At 63.9% G+C, this 22,305-nt stretch carries 19 protein-coding genes and 1 pseudogene; 16 read left to right on the top strand and 4 right to left on the bottom strand.

Going from position 1 to position 22,305, the window contains the following annotated elements:
• The first annotated feature begins 30 nt into the window (after positions 1 to 30).
• From IVA93_RS32985 to IVA93_RS41380, 9 genes and pseudogenes are all read left to right on the top strand, one after another.
• Complete coding sequence (locus IVA93_RS32985; protein WP_007599710.1) at positions 31 to 828, top strand: ABC transporter ATP-binding protein; 798 nt, start codon at positions 31 to 33, stop codon at positions 826 to 828.
• Positions 825 to 1,538 (top strand): ABC transporter ATP-binding protein, encoded by a 714-nt coding sequence (locus IVA93_RS32990; RefSeq protein ID WP_007599709.1) that lies wholly within the window; start codon positions 825 to 827, stop codon positions 1,536 to 1,538. The genes IVA93_RS32985 and IVA93_RS32990 overlap by 4 nt, the downstream gene beginning before the upstream one ends.
• 12 nt (positions 1,539 to 1,550) lie before the next feature.
• A complete protein-coding gene (locus IVA93_RS32995; protein ID WP_007599708.1) occupies positions 1,551 to 2,429 on the top strand; it encodes a branched-chain amino acid ABC transporter permease in 879 nt (292 codons plus the stop codon).
• 2 nt (positions 2,430 to 2,431) lie between these two features.
• On the top strand, positions 2,432 to 3,448 hold the full coding sequence (locus IVA93_RS33000; protein ID WP_026233593.1) for a branched-chain amino acid ABC transporter permease: 1,017 nt from the start codon (positions 2,432 to 2,434) through the stop codon (positions 3,446 to 3,448).
• Positions 3,449 to 3,479: 31 nt separating this feature from the next.
• Complete coding sequence (locus tag IVA93_RS33005; protein ID WP_026233592.1) at positions 3,480 to 4,715, top strand: ABC transporter substrate-binding protein; 1,236 nt, start codon at positions 3,480 to 3,482, stop codon at positions 4,713 to 4,715.
• Positions 4,716 to 4,836: 121 nt separating this feature from the next.
• Entirely contained in the window at positions 4,837 to 6,063 is a 1,227-nt protein-coding gene (locus tag IVA93_RS33010) for an ABC transporter substrate-binding protein (RefSeq protein WP_018458480.1), read from the top strand.
• Positions 6,064 to 6,302: 239 nt separating this feature from the next.
• Positions 6,303 to 7,532 carry an ABC transporter substrate-binding protein gene (locus IVA93_RS33015; RefSeq protein WP_018458479.1) on the top strand — a complete coding sequence of 410 codons (1,230 nt, stop codon included), beginning with the start codon at positions 6,303 to 6,305 and terminating at the stop codon, positions 7,530 to 7,532.
• Between the two features lie 193 nt (positions 7,533 to 7,725).
• A complete protein-coding gene (locus IVA93_RS33020; protein WP_018458478.1) occupies positions 7,726 to 9,009 on the top strand; it encodes a glycerate kinase type-2 family protein in 1,284 nt (427 codons plus the stop codon).
• Positions 9,010 to 9,153: 144 nt separating this feature from the next.
• A pseudogene (locus IVA93_RS41380) lies at positions 9,154 to 11,007 on the top strand (PAS-domain containing protein); the annotation flags it as partial.
• Between the two features lie 198 nt (positions 11,008 to 11,205).
• Here the strand turns inward: IVA93_RS41380 and IVA93_RS33035 are convergent.
• Positions 11,206 to 11,727, bottom strand: coding sequence for a MarR family winged helix-turn-helix transcriptional regulator (locus IVA93_RS33035; RefSeq protein WP_007605305.1), 522 nt, complete (start codon positions 11,725 to 11,727; stop codon positions 11,206 to 11,208).
• Between the two features lie 176 nt (positions 11,728 to 11,903).
• Here IVA93_RS33035 and IVA93_RS33040 point away from each other — a divergent pair, with 176 nt between their 5' ends.
• Genes IVA93_RS33040 through IVA93_RS33050 form a run of 3 tightly spaced genes read left to right on the top strand, consistent with a single transcriptional unit; the run spans position 11,904 to position 15,449 of the window.
• A complete protein-coding gene (locus tag IVA93_RS33040) occupies positions 11,904 to 12,944 on the top strand; it encodes a branched-chain amino acid ABC transporter permease (RefSeq protein WP_026233590.1) in 1,041 nt (346 codons plus the stop codon).
• A gap of 7 nt (positions 12,945 to 12,951) precedes the next feature.
• On the top strand, positions 12,952 to 14,721 hold the full coding sequence (locus IVA93_RS33045; protein WP_018458476.1) for a branched-chain amino acid ABC transporter ATP-binding protein/permease: 1,770 nt from the start codon (positions 12,952 to 12,954) through the stop codon (positions 14,719 to 14,721).
• Positions 14,718 to 15,449 carry an ABC transporter ATP-binding protein gene (locus IVA93_RS33050; RefSeq protein WP_018458475.1) on the top strand — a complete coding sequence of 244 codons (732 nt, stop codon included), beginning with the start codon at positions 14,718 to 14,720 and terminating at the stop codon, positions 15,447 to 15,449. Before IVA93_RS33045 ends, IVA93_RS33050 begins: the two co-directional genes overlap by 4 nt.
• A gap of 181 nt (positions 15,450 to 15,630) precedes the next feature.
• On the opposite strand, the gene IVA93_RS33055 is transcribed toward IVA93_RS33050, so the two are convergent.
• Complete coding sequence (locus tag IVA93_RS33055) at positions 15,631 to 16,254, bottom strand: pyridoxamine 5'-phosphate oxidase family protein (RefSeq protein ID WP_018458474.1); 624 nt, start codon at positions 16,252 to 16,254, stop codon at positions 15,631 to 15,633.
• Positions 16,255 to 16,374: 120 nt separating this feature from the next.
• Here IVA93_RS33055 and IVA93_RS33060 point away from each other — a divergent pair, with 120 nt between their 5' ends.
• Positions 16,375 to 17,259 (top strand): LysR family transcriptional regulator, encoded by an 885-nt coding sequence (locus tag IVA93_RS33060; RefSeq protein ID WP_018458473.1) that lies wholly within the window; start codon positions 16,375 to 16,377, stop codon positions 17,257 to 17,259.
• A gap of 5 nt (positions 17,260 to 17,264) precedes the next feature.
• On the opposite strand, the gene IVA93_RS33065 is transcribed toward IVA93_RS33060, so the two are convergent.
• Entirely contained in the window at positions 17,265 to 17,684 is a 420-nt protein-coding gene (locus IVA93_RS33065) for a PaaI family thioesterase (protein ID WP_018458472.1), read from the bottom strand.
• Between the two features lie 234 nt (positions 17,685 to 17,918).
• The gene (pobA, locus tag IVA93_RS33070) at positions 17,919 to 19,088 is read right to left on the bottom strand and encodes a 4-hydroxybenzoate 3-monooxygenase (protein WP_026233588.1); all 1,170 of its coding nucleotides are present in this window, start codon (positions 19,086 to 19,088) and stop codon (positions 17,919 to 17,921) included.
• A gap of 214 nt (positions 19,089 to 19,302) precedes the next feature.
• On the opposite strand from pobA, the gene IVA93_RS33075 reads away from it, so the two are divergent.
• From IVA93_RS33075 to IVA93_RS33085, 3 genes are all read left to right on the top strand, one after another.
• A complete protein-coding gene (locus tag IVA93_RS33075) occupies positions 19,303 to 20,319 on the top strand; it encodes a TRAP transporter substrate-binding protein (RefSeq protein WP_018458470.1) in 1,017 nt (338 codons plus the stop codon).
• A gap of 133 nt (positions 20,320 to 20,452) precedes the next feature.
• Positions 20,453 to 20,962: a TRAP transporter small permease gene (locus tag IVA93_RS33080; RefSeq protein WP_018458469.1), complete on the top strand. Its 510-nt coding sequence runs from the start codon at positions 20,453 to 20,455 to the stop codon at positions 20,960 to 20,962.
• 2 nt (positions 20,963 to 20,964) lie between these two features.
• Positions 20,965 to 22,284, top strand: coding sequence for a TRAP transporter large permease (locus IVA93_RS33085; protein WP_018458468.1), 1,320 nt, complete (start codon positions 20,965 to 20,967; stop codon positions 22,282 to 22,284).
• Positions 22,285 to 22,305: the final 21 nt, after the last annotated feature.

A 22,305-nucleotide genomic window follows, 5' to 3' on the forward strand; every position in this document is an offset into this window, starting at 1 on the left:
TCGCTCACTGAACACAGTGGGCGAGACGAGATGACGCAGGCACAGCTCGCGCAGGGGACATCGCCCCTGCTCGCGGTTCGCGACGTCAGCGTCGTGTTCGGCGGCATCGTCGCGCTCAATGGTGTGTCCTTTGACATGCACAAGGGCCAGATCCTCGGCTTGATCGGCCCTAACGGCGCCGGCAAGACCACGCTCTTCAACTGCCTCTCGCGGCTCTACCAGCCGTCGTCCGGCGACATCCTGATGGAGGGCGCGAGCATCCTGACGCGCCCGCCGCACCGGATCGCGGAGATCGGCATCGGCCGCACCTTCCAGAACGTGGCGCTGTTTCCGAATTTGTCGGTGATGGACAATGTCCGCGTCGGCACCCATGCCCGCACCTCCAGCGACATCATCAGCGACTCGCTGCGGCTGGCCTGGGTTCGCCGCAGCGAGAGCGACGTCAACAAGAAGGTGCACGAGATCCTCGCCTATCTCGACCTCGAGGACGTCGCCCACACCGTCGTGTCGGGCCTGCCGTTCGGCACGCAGAAGCGCGTCGAGCTGGCGCGCGCGCTCGCTGCCGATCCGAAGATCCTGCTGCTCGACGAGCCCGCCGGCGGCCTCAACCACGAGGAAGTCTACGTGCTCGGCGACCTCATCCGCCGCATCCGCGACGAACGCCACATGACCGTGCTGCTGGTCGAGCATCACATGGGCCTCGTGATGTCGATCGCCGACCACGTCGTCGCGCTGAATTTCGGCAAGAAGCTCGCGGAAGGCACGCCCGCCCAGGTGCAGGCGGATCCCGACGTCATCAAGGCCTATCTCGGGAGCAAGGACCAATGACGACGCTGCTCAACGTCAAGGACCTGCGCGCTTATTACGGCCAGGTCCAGGCCCTCCACGGTCTGTCCTTCTCGCTCAGCGAGGGATCGCTGACCACGTTGCTGGGGGCCAACGGCGCCGGCAAGACCACCACGCTGCGCGCGATCTGCAACATGGTGCGCTCAACCGGCGGCATCGAGTTCGACGGCAAGCCGCTGAACAACCGCTCCACCGAGAGCATCGTGCGGTTCGGCATCGCCCATGTGCCGCAGGGCCGCGGCACCTTCACCACCATGACGGTGGAGGAAAACCTCCAGCTCGGCGCGATCACCCGCAAGGACAGCGCCGGCATCGTCTCCGACATCGAGCGCATGTATGCGCATTTCCCGGTGCTGAAGCAGCGGCATACCCAACAGGCCGGCACGCTCTCGGGCGGCGAGCAGCAGATGCTGGCGGTCGCCCGCGCCCTGATGCTGCGGCCGCGGCTGATGCTGCTGGACGAGCCTTCGTTCGGCCTGGCGCCGCTGGTGGTGCGCGACCTGTTCGGCATCCTCGGCAAGATCAACCGCGAGGACAAGGTGTCGATCCTGGTGGTCGAGCAGAACGCCCAGCTCGCGCTGGAGCTCGCCGACCAGGCCTATGTGATCGAGACCGGGCGCATCGTGATGTCGGGCAACGCCAAGGACATCGCGAACAACGAAGAAATCCGCAAATCCTACCTGGGTTACTGAGGAGCCGGCACGATGGAGCTGTTCACCAACCAAGTGCTGGCCGGCATCGCCACGGGCGCGATCTACGCCTGCATGGCGCTCGCCGTGGTCATGATCTATCAGGCGATCGACCATCTCAACTTCGCCCAGGGTGAGATGGCGATGTTCTCGACCTTCATCTCCTGGCAGCTGATGCAATGGGGCATCCCATATTGGGCTGCCTTCGTGATCACGCTGGCATTGTCCTTTGTCGGCGGCATCGCGATCGAGCGCATCCTGTTCAAGCCGCTCGCCAAGGCGCCGGTGCTGACCAACGTCGCCGGCTTTATCGCGCTGTTCGCGATCATCAACTCCTCGGCCGGCCTGATCTGGGACTTCACCATTAAGCAGTATCCGACCCCGTTCGGCTCCTCGCCCTTCCTCGGCAGCCAGCTGATCTCGACCCACCAGGCCGGCATGATCGGCGTCACCGTGCTGCTGCTGCTCGGCCTCTACTTCTTCTTCCAGTACACCAAGATCGGCCTCGCCATGCGCGCGGCCGCCTCCGTGCCTGAATCGGCCCGACTGGTCGGCATCAACACGAGCTGGATGATCGCGCTCGGCTGGGGCATGGCGTCCGCGATCGGTGCGATCGCCGGCATGCTGATCGCACCGGTCGTGTTCCTCGAGCCCAATATGATGGGCGGCGTGCTGATCTACGGCTTCGCCGCGGCGGTGCTCGGCGGACTGACCAGCCCGTTCGGCGCCGTGGTCGGCGGCTTCCTGGTCGGCGTCTTCGAGAACCTCGCCGGCACCTACATTCCCGGCGTCGGCAACGAGCTGAAGCTTCCGATCGCGCTCGCGCTGATCATTTCCGTCCTGGTCGTCAAACCCGCTGGCCTGTTCGGCCGGCAAATCGTCAAGCGAGTTTGATCATGAGCGCTGCAGAAGACGTCGTCACGGAAGCCCCGGCCGTCGAGGCGGTTCCGAAGCGGGCGATGACGCTGGGCACGGGCACCTCTCTGTTGGTGCTGGCGGTGCTGTTGATCGTGCCGGTGTTCGTCAAGAACTTCATCATCTTCCAGATGACGATGCTCCTGATCTACGGGCTCGCGGTGCTGGCCTTGAACATCCTGACGGGCGGCTCCGGCCAGTTCTCGCTCGGCCAGAGCGCCTTCTACGCCGTGGGCGCTTATACGTCGGCGGTGCTGATGGAGTACTTCAACGTCAACTATGCGCTGACAATTCCGATTTCCGCCGCGGTCTGCTTCGCATTCGGCTACCTGTTCGGCAAGCCGGCGCTGCGGCTGTCGGGCGTCTATCTCGCGCTCGCGACCTTTGCGCTTGCCACCGCGATGCCGCAGCTGCTGAAGCTGAACTTCCTCGAGCACTGGACCGGCGGCGTGCAGGGCCTCGTCGTCACCAAGCCCGACGCGCCGTTCGGGCTGCCTATGTCGCAGGACACCTGGCTCTACTACTTCTCGCTCGCCGTCGTGCTCGCGATCTACATCTTCTCGGTCAACCTGCTGCGCTCCCGGTCGGGCCGCGCCTTCATGGCGATCCGCGACAACGAGATCGCGGCCTCCTCGATGGGCGTCAACGTCGCACTGTACAAGACGCTGGCCTTCGGCGTGTCCGCCGGCATCACCGGCGTTGCCGGCTCGCTTGGCGCCATCGCCGTGCAGTTCGTCGCGCCCGACAGCTACACGATCACGCTGGCGATCTCGCTGTTCCTCGGCATGGTCGTCGGTGGCGTCGGCTGGCTGCCCGGCTCGTTCGTCGGCGCCGCCTTCATCATTTTCGTGCCGAACATGGCGGAGGGCATCTCCAAGGGCCTCTCCGGCGCGGTGTTCGGCGTACTCCTGTTCGCCGTCATCTACCTCGTGCCGCACGGCGCGAGGCAGATTGCGATCATGGGCCAGCAACTCGTCGGCCGGCTCAGAAAGAACTGACAACCCGTTGATTAAGCTAAGGAGACCCGAATTGTTTTTTGAAAGAACACTGCGAACCGCTGCGCTGGTGACGGCAACGGCGGTCATCACTCTCACCTCCGGCGCCGCATTCGCCCAGAAAAAATATGACACCGGCGCGTCCGATACCGAGATCAAGATCGGCAACATCATGCCGTATAGCGGTCCGGCCTCGGCCTATGGCATCATCGGCAAGACCGAAGAAGCCTACTTCAAGATGATCAACGACAAGGGCGGCATCAACGGCCGCAAGATCAACTTCGTCACCTATGACGACGGCTATTCGCCGCCGAAGGCCGTCGAGCAGGTCCGCAAGCTGGTCGAGAGCGACGAGGTGATCGTCGTGTTCAACCCGCTCGGCACGCCCTCGAACAGCGCGATCCAGAAATACCTCAACGCCAAGAAGATCCCGCAGCTGTTCGTCGCCACCGGCGCCACCAAGTGGAATGACCCGAAGAACTTCCCCTGGACCATGGGCTGGCAGCCGTCCTACCAGAGCGAAGCGCAGATCTACGCGAAATGGCTGTTGAAGGAAAAGCCGGACGCCAAGATCGCGATCCTCTATCAGAACGACGATTTCGGCAAAGACTACCTCAAGGGCACCAAGGACGGCCTGGGCGCCAAGGGCGCGTCCATGATCATCATGGAAGAAAGCTACGAGGTGTCCGAACCCTCGATCGACGGTCACATCGTCAAGATCAAGGCGGCCAATCCCGACGTCCTGCTGATCTACGCGACGCCGAAGTTCGCGGCCCAGACCATCAAGAAGACCGCCGAGCTGAGCTGGAAGCCGCTGCAGATCCTCACCAACGTGTCGATCTCGGTCGGCAGCGTGATGAAGCCGGCCGGCTTCGAGGCCTCGCAGGGCGTGCTGTCGGCGGCCTATGCCAAGGACTCCACGGACCCGCAGTGGGCCAACGACCCCGGCATGAAGAAGTGGAACGAGTTCGTCGACAAGTACATGCCGGGTGCCGACAAGTCCGACACCAGCATGGTCTACGGCTACGGCGCGGCGTCGACGCTGGCCAAGGTCCTGGAGATGTGCGGCGACGATCTGACCCGGGCCAACATCATGAAGCAGGCGGCCTCGTTGAAGGATTTCGCACCGGATACCCTGCTGCCCGGCGTCAAGATCAACACCAGCCCAACCGACTTCGCCCCGATCGCCCAGCTCCAGATGCAGCGTTTCAAGGGCGAGAAGTGGGAACTCTTCGGCGAGATCATCAGCGGCGACATCGCCACGGAGTGACGCTCTGACGCTATAGTCCGACACATCGAGAAGCCCCCGCGAACGAATCGCGGGGGCTTTTTGTTGACGTCCCGCATCAATCTTGTTCAATGCGGCGGCGATCCGTTCCGGGTGGAGAAAGATGACTGCCGTTCGATTTCAGGTTGCGGGCGTTCTGGCCGCATTCGCGTTGTGCACTGCGATGAGCGGCCCGGTCCTGGCGCAGAAGAAATACGACAGCGGCGCTTCCGATACCGAGATCAAAATCGGCAACATCATGCCCTATAGCGGCCCGGCCTCCGCCTATGCGGCGATCGGCAAGGCCGAGGAAGCCTATTTCAACAAGATCAATGCCGAGGGCGGCATCGGCGGCCGCAAGATCAAGTTCATCTCCTACGACGACGGCTATTCGCCGCCGAAGACGGTGGAGCAGGCCCGCAAGCTGGTCGAGAGCGACGGGGTGCTGCTGATCTTCGGCTCGCTCGGCACCTCCACCAACGGCGCCATCCGCAAATACATGAACGAGAAGAAGGTGCCGCAATTGTTCGTGGCGAGCGGCGCTTCGAAGTGGAACGATCCGAAGCAATATCCCTGGACCATGGGCTGGCAGCCGAGCTACGCCAGCGAGGCGCGCATCTACGCCAAATACATCATGAAGGAGAAGCCGGACGGCAAGATCGGCGTGCTCTATCAGAACGACGATTTCGGCAAGGACTACCTGAAAGGGCTGAAGGATGGCCTTGGACCCAAGGCCTCGATGATCGTGCTGGAAGACGGTTACGACACGTCGGAGCCGGCAATCGACGAGCACGTTGTGAAATTGAAGGCCTCCGGCGCCGACATTTTCGTCAGCATCACCACCCCGAAATTTGCAGCGCAGGCGATCAAGAAGGCGGCCGAGATCGGCTGGCATCCGGTCCACATCATCTCCAACGTCTCGGCCTCGGTCGGCGGCGTACTCGAGCCGGCGGGGCTCGAGATCTCGCAAGGGATCCTGTCGGCGAGCTACACCAAGGACGCCTCCGACCCGCAATGGAATGCCGATGACGGCATGAAGAAATTCTACAACTTCCTCGCCAAATACGATCCCAAGGCCAACAAGCTCGATGCCGGCGTGGTGTTCGGCTATGCCGCCGCGCAGACCATGGTGAAGGTGCTGCAAATGTGCGGTGACGACCTCACCCGCGACAACGTCATGAAGCAGGCCGCCTCCTTGAAGGATTTCCAGCCCGACACGCTGTTGCCAGGCATCAAGATCAACACCGCAGCCGACGATTTCGCCCCGATCGAGCAGCTCCAGATGATGCGCTTCAAGGGCAAGAAGTGGGAGCTGTTCGGGGACGTGATCTCGAGCGAGCTCGACCACTGAAGCCGCGCAACTCAAACTCGCTCCTGATCGGTTCATCAACTCAAGCGGATGCCTCTTCTCGCAGTCGCACACGAGCGCGCGGCCGCCCCTGACTACTAAAGAAGCAGCCCCCGCGACCCCGCCGCAGGGGCTTTCTGTTGTAGGCATCAGGTAAATCGTATTGAATTGCGGCTGCGTCACCAAAAACAGGCAACACAAGAAAAGGGACGCACACACACCAAGAAAATAGGGAGATAGGAATGCCCGCTGTCACCGGCAAACTTGCGGCCGCGTCACTGGCGCTCGCGCTCATTGCGGCCTCGGCCTCCACTGCATCGGCCCAGAAGAAATACGACACCGGCGCGACCGATACCGAGATCAAGGTCGGCAACATCATGCCTTACAGCGGACCGGCCTCCGCCTACGGCATCATCGGACGGACCGAAGCCGCCTATTTCAAGAAGATCAACGACGAAGGCGGCATCAACGGTCGCAAGATCAACTTCATCAGCTACGACGACGCCTACTCGCCGCCGAAAACGGTGGAGCAGGCGCGCAAGCTGGTCGAGAGCGACGAGGTGCTGTTCATCTTCAACTCGCTCGGCACGCCGCCGAACTCGGCGATCCACAAATACATGAACTCGAAGAAGGTGCCGCAGCTCTTCGTCGCCACCGGCGCCACCAAGTGGAACGATCCGCAGAACTTCCCCTGGACCATGGGGTGGCAGCCCAACTACCAGAGCGAGACGCAGATCTACGCGAAGTGGCTGCTGAAGAACAAGCCCGACGCCAAGATCGCCGTGCTGTTCCAGAACGATGATTACGGCAAGGATTATCTCAAGGGCCTGAAGGACGGCCTCGGCGCCAAAGCCGCGTCGATGATCGTCGTGGAGGAGAGCTACGAGACCTCCGAACCGACCATCGACAACCACATCGTCAAGCTGAAGTCGACCGGCGCCGACGTCTTCATGAACATCACGACGCCGAAATTCGCAGCCCAGGCGATCAAGAAGAACGCCGAGATCGGCTGGAAGCCGCTGCACTTCCTCAACAACGTCTCTGCCTCCGTCGGCAGCGTGATGAAGCCTGCCGGCTTCGAGAACGGCCAGGACATCATCTCGGCCGATTATCTGAAGGACGTATCGGATCCGCAGTGGGCCAATGATGCCGGCATGAAGGACTTTCTCGCCTTCATGACCAAATACTTCCCCGAGGGCGACAAGCTCGATAAGGGCACGATCGTCGGCTATGCCGTGGCCCAGACCCTGGTTCAGGTCTTGAAGCAGTGCGGTGACGATCTCACGCGCGAGAACGTCATGAAGCAAGCGGCGAATCTGAAGGACTTCCGCACCGAGGCCCTGCTGCCGGGCGTGAAGATCAACACCTCGCCGACCGATTTCGCGCCGATCAGCCAGCTTCAACTCGAGAAGTTCAAAGGCGAGAAGTTTGAGCTGTTCGGAGACGTGATCAGCGCCGACGTCGGCGGTTAGCCCCATCAAGGACGCGACGACGGAAACCCCCTGCGAACCATCGCAGGGGGTTTTTGCTTGCGCGGCGATTATGATCACGCGATTGCACAATCGAATGATGGCAAAGCCGGCTTACGCTTTGGCGCATGATGCGGTAGGCAGGTGAGCGGCGCGTTCGCCGCCAGTCTTTCCTGTCCGCTCAAGGCCCTTCGTCATGACCGACCGACGCCCCCTGCTCCGCGCGCTCTACGACGCCGCCGTTGCCGCCGCTCATCCGAGCACAATTCTGGCGCCGCACCTGCGGCCCGCGCCAAAGGGACGCGTGATCTGTCTCGCCGCCGGCAAGGGCGCGGCCGCGATGGCCGCCGCCGCCGAGCGGCATTATCTCGACACGCTCGGGCTCGCACCGGAACGCCTCGTCGGCATCGCCACCACGCGTCACGGCTACGGCGTGCCGACGCGCCGCATCCGCGTGGTCGAGGCCGGTCATCCCGTGCCCGACGAAGCCGGCCTGAAGGGCGCGGCCGACACGCTGGCGCTCGCGGCCGAGGCCGGGCCGGACGATCTGCTCTTGGTGCTGCTCACCGGCGGCGGCTCGGCGAACTGGATCGCGCCCGTCAACGGCATCAGCTTCGGGCAGAAGCAGGCGGTCAACAAGGCGCTGCTCCGCTCCGGCGCGCCGATCGGCGAGATGAATGTCGTGCGCAAGCATCTGTCGCGGATCAAGGGCGGGCGGCTGGCGCGCGCCGGCAAAAATGCCGCCGAGATCGTGACGCTTGCGATTTCCGACGTGCCGCATGACGATCCCTCCGCAATCGCCTCCGGTCCGACCGTGCCCGATCCGACCACGCTCAATGATGCGCGCGCCATCGTCGCCAGGTACAAGCTCGACATCGACGATGCCGTCCGCCGCGCGCTGGACGACCCCGCCAACGAGAGCTGCAAGCCCGGTGATGCCGCCTTCGCGCGCGCGCATTTCGAATTGATCGCACGTCCGAAGCAATCGCTCGACGCTGCGGTCAAACTCGCGCATGAGGCCGGTTACGAGACGATCGATCTCGGCGCCGACCTCGAAGGGGAGGCCCGCGACGTTGCCGCCGATCACGCCAGGCTGGCGCTTCAGGCCCGCGCGCAGGGCAAGCGTGTCGCGATCCTCTCCGGCGGCGAGCTCACGGTCACCGTGCGCGGCAATGGCCGCGGCGGCCCGAACCAGGAATACGCGCTGGCGCTCGCCGGCCTCTTGAAGGACACGCCTGACATCTCCGCGCTCGCCGGCGACACCGACGGCGCCGATGGCGGTGCCGGCAATCCCACTGATCCCGCCGGCGCGCTGATCGACGCGGCGACGTTCGCGAAGATGGCGGCGCAGCGGCTGCAGCCGCAGGCCTATCTCGACAACAACGACGCGACCACGTTCTTCGAGGCGACGGGCGACCTGTTGCTGCCGGGGCCCACGCTGACCAATGTGAACGACATCAGGGTAATCCTGGTCGACTGACACGGTGGCATCGCCATCCCGCCGGCGCCCCGCGCGGTTCGGCGGACGACATGGTTAACGATCTCTGAATTCTCGTCGGTGTCCTCTTTTCCAGGGGGCGGGCATCGCCGCCCTTAACCTCGCGTTCGCCGCAGTTTCAGGAACATGTCGCGAAATTGGGCGAATTGTCGGGCTGATCTACCGCGAGATGTACGCGCTCTCGCCCGACCAGGTGCACCCGGGCACGCCGATCAAGGACCTGATCGAGCATCGGCTCAAACTGGGCCTGAGCATCGGCGGAGAAGCCGGCGCCTATGTCCGTGCCCGCACCGAGGGTTCGGTCGTCAGTGAGCAGACGGTCCAGCAATTCGCCGACGGACGAATCATCGCCTACACCATTCATCCCCTGCCCGACGGCGGCGGCATGGCGACGCACGAGGACATTACAGAGCGCGAAGAGCTCAGTCGGCGGTTGCAGGAGCGCAATTTTCAGTTCGACATCGCGATCAACAACATGTCGCACGGACTCTGCTTCTTCAGCGCCGACCATCGGCTGGTGGTCTGCAACACGCACTTTATCGAGATGTACGGCCTGCCGCCCGACCGCGTTCGTCCGGGCACGCCGCTCCAGGAGATCCTCGACCTACGCTACGAGGTCGGCAGCGTGCCGGCGATGACGCGGGAGGAATACGCCAAATGGCGGACCGATGTCGCCATGTCAGCCGAGGCCATGGACAGCATCGTCGAGATGCAGAACGGGCGAACCTTCAGATCAGGCACCGACCGATGCCCGATCTCAGGTGGGTCGCGACCCACGAAGACATCACCGAGCAGCGCAAGGCGGAATTGCAGATCGCGCATATGGCGCACTACGACGCGCTGACGGACCTCGCCAATCGCGCCCTGCTCGGTCAGCGCCTCAAGCAGGCGCTCGAACAGGGCGGGATGTTCGCGATCCACCACGTCGATCTCGACAAGTTCAAGGCCGTCAACGACACCCTGGGCCACCAGGCCGGCGACATCCTGCTGCAGGATGTCAGCCGCCGCCTCAAGCAGCTCGCGCGCGACAGCGATACGGTCGCGCGCATGGGTGGCGATGAATTCGTGATCCTCCAGACGCCGATTTCCGATTCGAGCGAGGCGGACCTGCTGGCGCGCGACGTTGTCAGGACGCTGAGTGCTCCGTTCGGGCTCGACGGACACCAGACCATTGCGGGCGCGAGCATCGGGATCGCGATTGCGCCTGGCGACGGCTCGACGCCCGAGCAACTCCTGCACAATGCCGATCTGGCCCTGTATCGCGCGAAAAGCGACGGCCGCGGCATGCACTGCTTCTTCGAACCGGCCATGGGCGAAGAAGCGCAAAGCCGTCGCGGGCTGGAGCAGGACCTGCGCAACGGCCTTGCCGCCGGCCAGTTCGAACTGCACTACCAGCCGGTCGTGAAGACCGACGGCGGCGAGATCAGCGGCTTCGAAGCCTTGATCCGCTGGCGACATCCCCGGCGCGGACTGGTCGCGCCCAACAGCTTTATCCCGCTTGCGGAAGAGATCGGCCTGATCGTGCCGATCGGCGAATGGGTGATCCGGCAGGCCTGTGGCACTGCAAGCCGATGGCCGGACCATCTGCACGTCGCCGTCAACATCTCGGCGGTGCAATTCCGCCAGCCGGGCCTGACGGAGGTGATCGTCGGCGCGCTGGCGGCCTCCGGCCTCGATCCGCGGCGGCTGGAGATCGAGATCACGGAAAGCGTGTTTCTGCAGGACAGGAACGGAACGCTGACGACGCTGCACCAGCTCCGGGCGCTGGGCATCAAGGTCGCCATGGACGATTTCGGCACCGGCTATTCGTCACTGACCTATCTGCAATGCTTCCCCTTCGACAAGATCAAGATCGACCGGTCTTTCGTCAGCGGCGTGGAAAACAATGCGGCATCCCTCAGCATCGTGCGGGCGGTGGCGGCACTGGCGCGCGGGATGGGCATGACGACGACGGCGGAGGGGGTGGAGAGCGAGGAGCAACGGGACCGGATCGCAGCGGAGGGCTGCACGGAAATGCAGGGCTATTTGTTCAGCCCTCCGTTGCCCGCCGAGGAAATCGAGCGCCATTTCCTGTCCGCGAAAACACCTGCCATGCCCGACCGGTTCGCTCTGCGGCATAACCGCCGCCAGCCCGCCCGCGCTTCCGGGTTTGATGCCCGGTCGCCGGGCAATCAACCGTCAAAACTCGTTGGCGATCTTCGAGAGCATCCCGAGCAGGGCTTCGCGGTTGGACGGCCCGAGCAGCTCGTTCAGCCGGGCCTCGTGCTTGGTGGCGACGAGCTTCTTGGCGCGGGCCAGCACGGCCTTGCCCTTGTCGGTCAGCACCAAGATGTGCGAGCGGCGGTCGTTGGTGGAGCGGATCCGCGCGCAAAGGTCGCGGCTCTCGAGATTGTCGAGCATCGCCACGAAATTCGGGCGCAGGATGCCGAGGGTGGAGGCGATCTCGGTCTGGTTACGGCCGGGGTTTTTCTCGACCAGCAGCAGCACGGAGAACTGCGCCGGCGTGAGCTGGAGCGAGGCCATGCAGCGCAGGAAGTTCTCGAACACCTTGAGCTGTGCCCGCTTCAGGACATAGCCGAGCTGCTCCGAGAGCTCGCCGAGCTGGAGGGCTTCACCAGGCCCGTCGGCCGCGTCCTTGCGGCCCTTGGCGGTCTCGGCGGGTTTTTCAGAGGACTTTTCAGCGGTTTTGGAAACGGTCATCGCCTCATGCTCGCAATCCCGTTAAGTTCGGGAGGATCGTTCGCCACCCTTGATGTTATATTTGATAATTGTTATGGACCATATCAAATATCGTCAGCGCTGTTCAATGGCTGTGAGCGGACCGTCCACCACAATCAGGGGACCGGTCCTGAATCTTTGAGGGGGAGCGTCCGGTCTTGAATACCACCATCATGCTGTTCCTGCTGCAGGACGGCATCACCAATGGCGCGATCTATGCGCTGCTCGGCCTGGCGCTGGTGCTGGTGTTCGCCGTCACCCGCGTCATCCTCATTCCCCAAGGCGAATTCGTCACCTATGGCGCGCTGACCTATGCCTCGCTGGCCGCGGGCCAGATGCCGGGTACGGCGAAACTCGCGCTCGCCCTGGGCATTGGCGCCTTCGCGTTCGACCTGTTCGCCGCGCGCAAGGCGCTGCACGGACGCCTGATCCTGCGCAGCGTCATCACCAATATCGTGCTGCCGGCCATCGTGCTGGCGCTGACCGTCTACTACGCCGCTCAGAAGCCGCCGGTTGCGGTCTGCATCGCACTGTCGCTGGTGATCGTGGCGATGATCGGCCTGTTTCTCTACCGCATCGCATTCCAGCCGCTGGCGCACACCTCCGTGCTGGTGCTGTTGATCGCCTCGGTGGGCGTTCACCTCGCGCTTCAGGGTTTGGGCCTTTTGTTCTTCGGCGCCGAAGGCCAGCGCGGACCTGCCGTGCTGTCCGGCTCCTTCACCAGCGGTGCGCTGCGCTTCACCGGCCAGAGCATCACGGTCTATGGCATTACCATCGCCTTCATCGTCGGGCTGTGGCTGTTCTTTGGGTTGACACTTTACGGCAAGGCGCTGCGCGCGACCGCTGTGAACCGGCTCGGTGCCCGGCTCGTCGGCATCCGCACCACGCTATCCGGTCAGATCGCCTTCCTGCTGGCGTCCGTCATCGGCGCACTGTCGGGCATCATGATCGTGCCTATCACGACGCTGTATTACGACTCGGGCTTCCTGATCGGCCTGAAGGGCTTTGTCGCCGCGATCATCGGCGGGCTTGTCAGCTACCCCCTCACCGCCGTCGCGGCGCTAGTCGTCGGCATCGTCGAGGCGTTCTCGTCCTTCTATGCCTCCAACTACAAGGAGGTGATCGTTTTCATGCTCTTGATTCCCGTGCTGCTGCTGCGCTCGCTCGCGGCGCCTGCGGTCGAGGAAGAGAAGGACTGACGCCAAGATGCAGAGCCGGCTCCCCATCCTCATCTTCGCGCTGATCATGGCGGCGATCCCGTTTGTTCCGGGCATGCCCCCATTCTGGATCGTGCTGCTCGACAATATCGGCCTCGCGGCCCTGGTCGCGATGGGCCTCGTGCTGCTGACCGGCGTCGGCGGCCTGACCTCGTTTGGACAAGCGGCCTTCGTCGGCTTCGGCGCCTACACCACCGCGGTGCTGTCGACAACCTACGGCATGTCGCCCTGGCTGACGCTACCACTGTCGCTGCTGGTCAGCGGATTGCTGGCGGTGCTGCTCGGCCTCGTCACCGTCCGTCTCTCCGGCCATTATCTGCCGCTCGGCACGCTCGCCTGGGGACTCGGCTTGTTCTATCTCTTCAGCAAGCTGGAATTTTTGGGAAGAAACGACGGCATCTCGGCGATCCCGCCGCTGTCGATCGGCTCGTTCAAAATGCTCTCGCCCGGCTCGATCTACTACGCGATCTGGGTTGCCGTGATCCTCTCGGCGTTGCTCACGATGAACCTGCTGGACTCCCGCACCGGCCGCGCCATCCGCGCGCTCCGGCGCGGCCATGTCGCGGCCGAGGCGTTCGGCGTGCACACCCCGCGGGCGAAAATGCTGGTGTTCATCCATGCCGCCGTGCTCGCCGGCCTCTCCGGCTGGCTCTACGCCCATCTTCAGCGCGCGGTGAACCCGACGCCGTTCGGCGCGCAGGCGGGCATCGAGTATCTCTTCATCGCCGTGGTCGGCGGCGCCGGCTATGTCTGGGGCGGCGTCCTGGGCGCGGCGCTGGTCGTGGTCCTGAAGGAAGTGCTGCAGAGCTACCTGCCGTTGATCCTGCCCGGCTCGGGCCAGGTCGAGACCATCGTGTTCGGCATCATGCTGGTGGCGTTGCTCCAGCTCGCACCCGGCGGCGTCTGGCCCTGGCTGATGTCGTTCCTGCCCCAGCGTACCAGTGGTAAGAAGCCAGACACTTCGCTGAAACTGGAGCAGCGCACCCGCTCGCCCGGCCAATCCAGCGTCCTGCTCCAGGTCGAGAAGGCGCGGAAACAATTTGGCGGCGTGGTCGCGGTGAACAACGTCTCCTTCGACGTCCAGGCTCGCGAGATCGTCGCGCTGATCGGCCCCAACGGCGCCGGCAAGAGCACCACCTTCAACCTGATCACCGGCGTGCTGTCGGCCAGCTCGGGCTCGATCTCCGTGCTCGGCAACAAGGTCGACAGGGCGCCGCCGCAGGAGATCGTCAAGCTCGGCATCTCCCGCACCTTCCAGCACGTCAAGCTGGTGCCTGATATGACCGTGCTGGAAAACGTCGCGATCGGTGCCCATCTGCGCGGCCATTCGGGGCCGATCTCCTCGATGCTGCGGCTCGACCGCACTGATGAGGCAAAGCTGCTCGCCGAAGCCACCCGCCAGATCGAGCGGGTCGGACTTGGCGAGCAGATGCATCAGCTCGCAGGCTCGCTCTCACTGGGACAGCAACGGATCGTCGAGATCGCCCGTGCGTTGTGCGTCGATCCGATGCTGCTGCTGCTCGACGAGCCGGCCGCCGGCCTGCGCCACATGGAGAAGGAGCGGCTCGCGACGCTGCTGCGCGAGCTGCGCGACGGCGGCATGAGCGTCCTGCTGGTCGAGCACGACATGGGCTTCGTCATGAACCTCGCCGACCGCATCGTGGTGCTCGATTTCGGCACCAAGATCGCGGAAGGAACGCCGGCCACGATCAAGACCAATCCCGAAGTGATCAAGGCCTATCTCGGAGTGGCGGCATGAGCGCGCTGTTGTCCGTCGCCAACGCCCATGTCGCCTATGGCAAGGTCGAGGCCGTGCGCTCGGTCTCGCTCGAAGTCGGCCAGAACCAGATCGTCACCATCGTCGGCGCCAACGGTGCCGGCAAGACCACGCTGCTCTCCGCCATCATCGGCATTTTGCCGCTGAAAGGGCGCGTTTCATTCGCAGGTCAGGACCTGTCGCGGCTCGACATCGAGGACCGCGTCGCCATGGGGCTTGGCCTCGTTCCCGAGCACCGCGAATTGTTCGTGACCATGAATGTCGAGGACAATCTCGAGTTAGGGGCCTTCCGCATCGAGAGAAGCAAGGCGAAAGCCTCGATGGAGCGGGTCTACACGCTGTTTCCGCGGCTCAAGGAGCGGCGCAAGCAGCTCGCCGGCACGCTCTCCGGCGGCGAGCAGCAGATGCTCGCAATGGGCCGCGCACTGATGGGCGAGCCCAAGCTCCTGATGCTGGACGAGCCGAGCCTCGGCCTCGCCCCGATCATCGTCGCCGACATTTTCCGCATCGTCACCGAACTGCGCGCCGCCGGCGTCTCCGTGCTGCTGGTCGAGCAGAACGCGCAGGCGGCATTGAAGATCGCGGATCAGGCCTATGTCATGGAGCTCGGCGAGTTCGTGCTCAGCGGCAAGGCCAGCGACATCGCGGCGAATGAGCGCGTGGCGGCGAGCTATCTCGGCTTCCAGCACGAAGGGGCGAGTGTGTTGTAACTTCGAGACGCGCTTCCTCAAACTCATCTGTCATCGTCCGCCTAGTGCGCAATTGCGCACAGGGGCGGACGATCCAGTATTCCAGAGACCTGTGCTTGAACCGAGGCGCCGCGGCGTACTGGATGCCCCGCCTTCGCGGGGCATGACATCGGAGGATTCAGGGAGAGACGAAGATCGTGGCCTAGCTTGCCCCCTTGTCACCCTTCAGCGCCGCGAGCTCTGCTTCCAGCTCCGCGATCTTCGCATCCCTTGCCGCCAGCGCCGCCGCCACATCTCCAGCGTCGAACTTCTGCGGGATGTGCTGCGGGCAGTTCGTGTCCCACGCTTCGATCTTGAACAGGATCACCTGCTCGGGCCGGGCGCGATAGCCTTTCGGCATCAGCGATGTCGTCAGCGCCTCGTCGTCCTCGACCACCCGCGCTTCGCCCCAGATCTTCACCCGGCGGCGATGGGCGTAGTCCATCACGAAGATGTAGGCCTTGGGATTTTCAGACAGGTTTCCCTGCGTGATGTATTGCCGATTGCCGGCGTAGTCCGTGAAAGCCAGCGTCTGCTTGTCCAGCACCTTCAAGAAGCCCTTCGGGCCGCCACGATGCTGGATGTAGGGCTGGCCGTCGGCCGATGCCGTGGCGAGATAAAAGCTGTTGGCGTCGGCCAGGAACGCCGCGAGGTTCTCATCGACCTCGGTGCGCCAGCCGCGCTGCTCGGCATGGGCATAGCCTTCGCGTGATCCCTTTCGGGTCTGGATCGACTTCACCGCCGGCGTGAACGCCACGTCGCTGGCGTAGGTGTGAGTTGCCGTCATCGGAACATCTCCTGAAATCCCGGCGCATCCCTGCGTCTTCGCCATCCAAAATGGACCTCCCGCCGGCTAAAACAATCATCCCGCTTGACACTTCATCGTTGCGTTATATGCAATAATGCCATGGATCGCCTCGAAGCCATGCATGTTTTCGTCACCGTCGCCGACCTGCGCGGCTTCGCGCCGGCGGCACGAAAACTGCGGCTGTCCCCCTCCGCGGTGACGCGGCTGATCGCGGCGCTGGAGGAGCATCTTGGCGCGCGGCTGTTGCAGCGGACCACCCGTCAAGTGACCCTGACCGACGTCGGCACGCGCTATCTCGAGCGCGCGCGTCGCATCCTCGCCGATGTCGAGGAGGCCGACGGCTCGGCACGGGAGGAGCGCAACCGACCGAGCGGGCGGCTGGTGGTGTCGGCGCCGGTCGGCTTTGGCCGGCTCCATGTCGGGCCTGTCATGATCGCCTACCTCAAGCGCTATCCCGAGGTCGCCTGCGAATTGCGGCTGTCGGACAACCTGGTCAATCTCGTGGAAGATGCCGTCGACGTCGCGGTGCGGATCGGCCATCTCGCCGACTCCTCCCTCGTCGCGCGCCAGGTCGGCGAGATGCGGCGGATCGTGGTGGCGACACCTGGCTATCTCAAGCGCCATGGCGAGCCGAAGACGCCGGAGGCATTGCTCGGGCACCAGACCATCGCCTTCGGTCCATCCGCGAACTGGCGCTTCGTGCAGGACGGCCGCGACATCGAGGTGGCGCCGAATCCACGCTTCGCCAGCAACAGCGCCGACGCCGCCCTGCAATATGCCGAGGCGGGCGGCGGCGTGACCCGGGTGCTGGCCTATCAGGCTGCCGAGGGCCTGCGGCGCGGGCGGCTCAGAATCGTGTTGGCGAAATACGAGCAGCCGGCGTTGCCGATCCACATCGTCTACCCGACCTCGCGCCTGCTCTCCGCCAAGGTGCGTGCCTTCGTCGATCTCGTGGTGGAGACCGCGGAGTGGAAATTCGGGTGACGCCCTCACCCCTTCTTCGGCACTACGCGAAAGGTGCCGCTGGCGCGGGCGATCACGGCGCCGTCGGCCTTCGCGAGGCACTGCGCGAAACAGATCGTGCTGCCGGTCTTGATCGCCTCACCCTCGACCGCGAGCCATTGGCCGATCTCGCCGGCGCCGACATAGTCGACCGACAGCGAGATCGTGACCAACGAGGTCGTCCAGCCCGTCGCCTGCGCGCAGCTGTAGCCCATGGCGGCATCGGCCAGCGCCGCGATCAGGCCGCCATGGATCAGCCCGCGCGCGTTGGTGTGCGGTTTCGCCAGCCGCAATCCCACGGTGACGCCGTTGTCGGTCTTCCTGGAGTAAAGCGGCTCCCAAGGATCGGTGAGCGGGGCTTTGCGAAAGTGCGGCTCGAAGCCGGCGGGAATGTCGGTGCTGGTCATGTCCGTCTCGCGTTGGTGGCTCCCGCCATTGAACGCGGCAGACGGGACAGATGCACCACCTACAAAGTTTTAAACGGAATTTGCGCGGGTGTTTGAAAGGAGTGGCGCCGTCGCCCCGCTATCCCTGTCATCACCCGCGAAAGCGGGTGATCCAGTATTCCAGAGACGGTGACGTGATACGGAGAGGCCGCGGCGTACTGGATGCCCCGCTTTCGCGAGGCATGACGGCGCGCCCTAAAACGGCAGCCCCACGTAATTCTCCGACAGCGAGGTCATCGCGGCCTGCGACTGCGTGACATAGTCGAGCTCGGCGAGCTGGATGCGCGCGCCGATGGTGCCGGTGTCGGGGAATTTGTGCAGCATCGAGGTCATCCACCAGGAGAAGCGCACGGCCTTCCAGACCCGCGCCAGCGCCTTCGCCGAATAGGCATCAATGCCGGCGCTGGATTTTTCGTCGTAGAACTCGCGAAACGCACTCGACAGATAATGCGCGTCGCTCGCGGCCAGGTTCAGCCCCTTGGCGCCGGTCGGCGGCACGATATGGGCGGCGTCACCGCACAGGAACATCCTGCCGAAGCGCATCGGCTCGGCGACGAAGCTGCGCAGCGGCGCAATGCTCTTCTCAATCGAGGGGCCCGTGACCAAGCTGTCGGCGGCGTCCTGGTCGAGCCGGCGCTTGAGCTCGTCCCAGAAACGGTCGTCCGGCCATTGGTCGACGTGGTCGTCGAGCGCGCACTGCACATAGTAACGGCTGCGCCTGGTCGAACGCATGGTGCAGAGCGCAAAGCCACGGGCGTGGTTGGAATAGATCAGCTCGTGGCTGACCGGCGGCGTCTCGGAGAGGATGCCCAGCCAGCCGAACGGATAGATGCGCTCGAACTCCTCGATGGCCGAAGCCGGAACGCTGGCGCGGCTGACGCCGTGAAACCCGTCGCAACCGGCGATGAAATCGCAATCGATGGTGTGGGTGACGCCATCTTTCACGTAGGTTACGCGCGGGTGACCGCCGTCGAAATCCTGCGGCTGCACGTCCTTGGCCTCGTAGACCGAGGTGAGGCCGGCGGCCGTGCGCGCATTCATCAGATCGAGCGTGACCTCGGTCTGGCCGTAGATCATGACCGTCTTGCCGGTCGCAGCCTTCATGTCGATGCGGTGGCGGCGCCCCGAGAAGGTGAGTTCGATCCCTTCATGCACCAGCCCTTCGGCATGCGCCCGTGCGCCGGCGCCGATCTGGTCGAGCAGCGCAACTGTTCCCTCCTCCAGCAGTCCGGCACGGATGCGGCCGAGCACATAGTCCGGGCTCTGCCGCTCCAGAATGACATTGTCGATGCCATAATGATGCAGCAGTTGCCCAAGCAACAATCCTGCCGGCCCCGCCCCGATGATTGCGACTTTTGTCCGCAATACTTGCTCCTCCCGATCCTGTAGGCTTTCGGCGTGGCTCGCTTGTCGCTGCCGTCCGCGCACGATAATTATATCATATAACGGTTGGGCAAAAGGGAGTGCGCGGCGGCACGTCGCGCCAGTTCCGGCTTGAACGCGCCGGCCAACTAGATAACATGTTAATTAACGAGACCGGGCCATCGAAGCCCGCCGTCAAAAGAGGGAGAGACGCGTGATGAGGAAAGCCTGTCTGGCGTTGCTGCTGGCAGCAAGCGTGAGCCCTGCGTTCGCGCAGGACAAGACCTTCGATTTGAAGATCTCGCACTGGGTGCCGGCCTCGCATCCACTACAGAAATCGCTGGAGGACTGGGCTGCTGCGGTCGAGAAGGATTCCGGCGGCACCATCAAGGGCAAGGTGTTTCCGGCCCAGCAGATGGGCAAGGCGTTCGACCATTACGACATGGCGCGCGACGGCATCGCCGACGTCACCTATGTCAATCCCGGCTACCAGCCCGGCCGTTTCCCGATCATCGGCGCTGGCGAATTGCCATTCCTGATCTCGGATGCCAAGGGCGGCTCGATGGGGCTCGACGCCTGGTACCGCAAATACGCCGAGAAGGAGATGAAGGACGTCAAATACTGCCTCGCCTTCGTCCACTCGCCCTCCTCCTTCCATTCCCGCACCAAGAAGATCGTGATGCCGGAGGACGTGAAGGGCCTGAAGATCCGCCCCGCCCACGCCACCATGGCGAACTTCGTCACCTCGCTCGGCGGCACCAATGTGCAATCCTCCGCGCCCGAAGTGCGCGACATCATCGAGCGCGGCGTCGCCGATGGCGTCACCTTCCCCTGGGGCTCGCTGGTGCTGTTCGGCATCGACAAGGTGACCAAATACGACATGGAGGCGCCGCTCTACACCACGACCTTCGTGTTCGTCATGAACAAGGACAAGTACAATGCGATGTCCGACAAGCAGAAGGCCGCGATCGACAAGAATTGCACGGTCGAAATGGCAGGCGTGGTCGGCGAGCACTGGGGCAAGTTCGAGGATGCCGGCATCGACAAGGTCAAGGCGGAGTCCGGTCACGAGGTCTACAAGCTGACGCCCGAGCAGACCGCGGCCTGGAAGAAGGCCGCCGAGCCGCTGGTGAAGACCTGGAGTGACGGCGCGAAGAAGACCGGCGTGGATCCGGACGCGGCGCTTAGCGAGCTGAAGGCCTCGCTGAAGAAGTACAACGCGCTGGCGGAGTAGTTCTTCGTCGAAACACATGCGGCGGCGGGATGCATCTCGCCGCCGTTGTTCTGCACGCGGGTCGAGACGCGAGGAGCGCATCGCGCGTCCTCTCCCTCTCCCGCCCGAGGATGGCATCTCTTAGGAAGCTCCCATGAAGCGCAGCTGGATGGATCGTATTATCGATTCGATCGAATGGATTGCAGCGGCTTTCGTCGGCATCGTCGCGCTCGACATCTTCCTGTCGGTGTTGCTTCGCAACACGCTGAACTATTCGATCCCCGATAGTTTCGACATCGGCCGCATGCTGCTCGGCATCCTGATCTTCTGGGGCATCGCCGCGACCTCCTATCGCGGCACCCACATCACCGTCGACCTCGTCTGGGGCAATGTCGGGCCGCGCTACCAGCGCTGGATCGACGTGTTCGCGACCCTGGTGCTGCTGTTCGTCGTGACGGTGCAGACCTGGACGCTGTTCGACAAGGTGCGCGGCACCTACAACGACAACGTCCAGACCTTCGACATGCACATGCCGACCTGGCCGTTCTTCGCGATCGCCTGGATCGGCGACGTCTCGGCCGTGCTGCTGATCGCGATCCGCACCTACCGGTTGATCTTCCATCCCGAAGAGATGCACGACCCCAAGCTGAAGGCGACGGAGTAATCATGAGCACCGATGCCGTCGCCGTAATCGGCTTCGTTTCCCTGTTCGCCCTGATGCTGCTGCGCGTGCCGGTCGGCATGGCCATGGGCCTCGTCGGCGTCTCCGGCTTTTCCTATCTCGTCGGCGCCACGCCGGCGCTGAAGCTGGTCGGCCAGACCTCGATGCGCACGGTGACCGACTACACCTTCGGCGTCATTCCGATGTTTCTGCTGATGGGCTCGTTCGTCAGCAATTCCGGCATGAGTCGCGAGCTGTTCCGCGCCGCCAACGGCTTTGTCGGCCATTTGCGCGGCGGACTCGGCATCGCCACCGTCGGCGCCTGCGGCGGCTTTGCCGCGATCTGCGGCTCCTCGGTCGCGACCGCCGCGACCTTCTCCGCGGTCGCTTACCCCGAGATGCGCCGCTTCGGCTATCCGCAGTCGTTTGCCACCGGCGTGATCGCGGCCGGCGGCACGCTGGGTGCGATGCTGCCGCCCTCCACCGTGCTCGCCGTCTACGGCATCATCACCGAGCAGGACATCGGCAAGCTGTTCATCGCCGGCATCATCCCGGGCATCCTCGCGATGACCATGTACATGATCACGATCTTCCTGATCGGTTATTTCCGGCCCGACTTCCTGCCCAAGGGCAAGGAGCTGCCGTGGCGCGAGCGCTTCGCCGGCCTGAAGGACATCTGGGCGCCGGTGCTGCTGTTCGTGTTCGTCATCGGCGGCCTTTACGGCCTGCCCTATTTGCCGCGCTTCACGCCGACCGAAGCGGGCGGCGTCGGCGCCGCCGGCGCCTTCATCATCGGCGTGGCGACCGGCCGGCTCGACCGCGAGAAGATTCTGGCGTCGCTGCTCCAGGCGACGCGCACGGCCGCCGCCGTGTTCACCGTGCTGATCGGCGCCTTGATCTTCGGCTATTTCCTCACGGTGACGCAGACCCCGCAAAAGGTGACGGAATTCCTCACCGGCCTCGGTCTCGGCCCCTACGGCGTGCTGGCGTTGATCATGGTGATGTATCTCGTGCTCGGCTGCCTGATGGACGCCATGGCGATGATCATCCTCACCGTGCCGATCATCTTCCCCGTGATCATGCATCTCGGTTTCGACCCGATCTGGTTCGGCGTCATCATCGTCATGACGGTCGAGCTCGGCCTGATCCATCCGCCGGTGGGCATGAACGTCTTTGTCATCAAGAGCGTGGTGAAGGACGTTTCCTTCTCCACCATCTTCAAGGGCGTGATTCCGTTCGTGGCGACAGACCTGGTGCGCCTGGTGATCCTGATCGCCTTCCCGCTGCTGGCGACATGGCTGCCGACGCGGATGATGGCGCATTGAGGAGGTGGTAAAGCGGCGAGC

It is taken from the genome of Bradyrhizobium sp. 155 (assembly GCF_023101105.1).
GTDB lineage: Bacteria > Pseudomonadota > Alphaproteobacteria > Rhizobiales > Xanthobacteraceae > Bradyrhizobium > Bradyrhizobium canariense_D.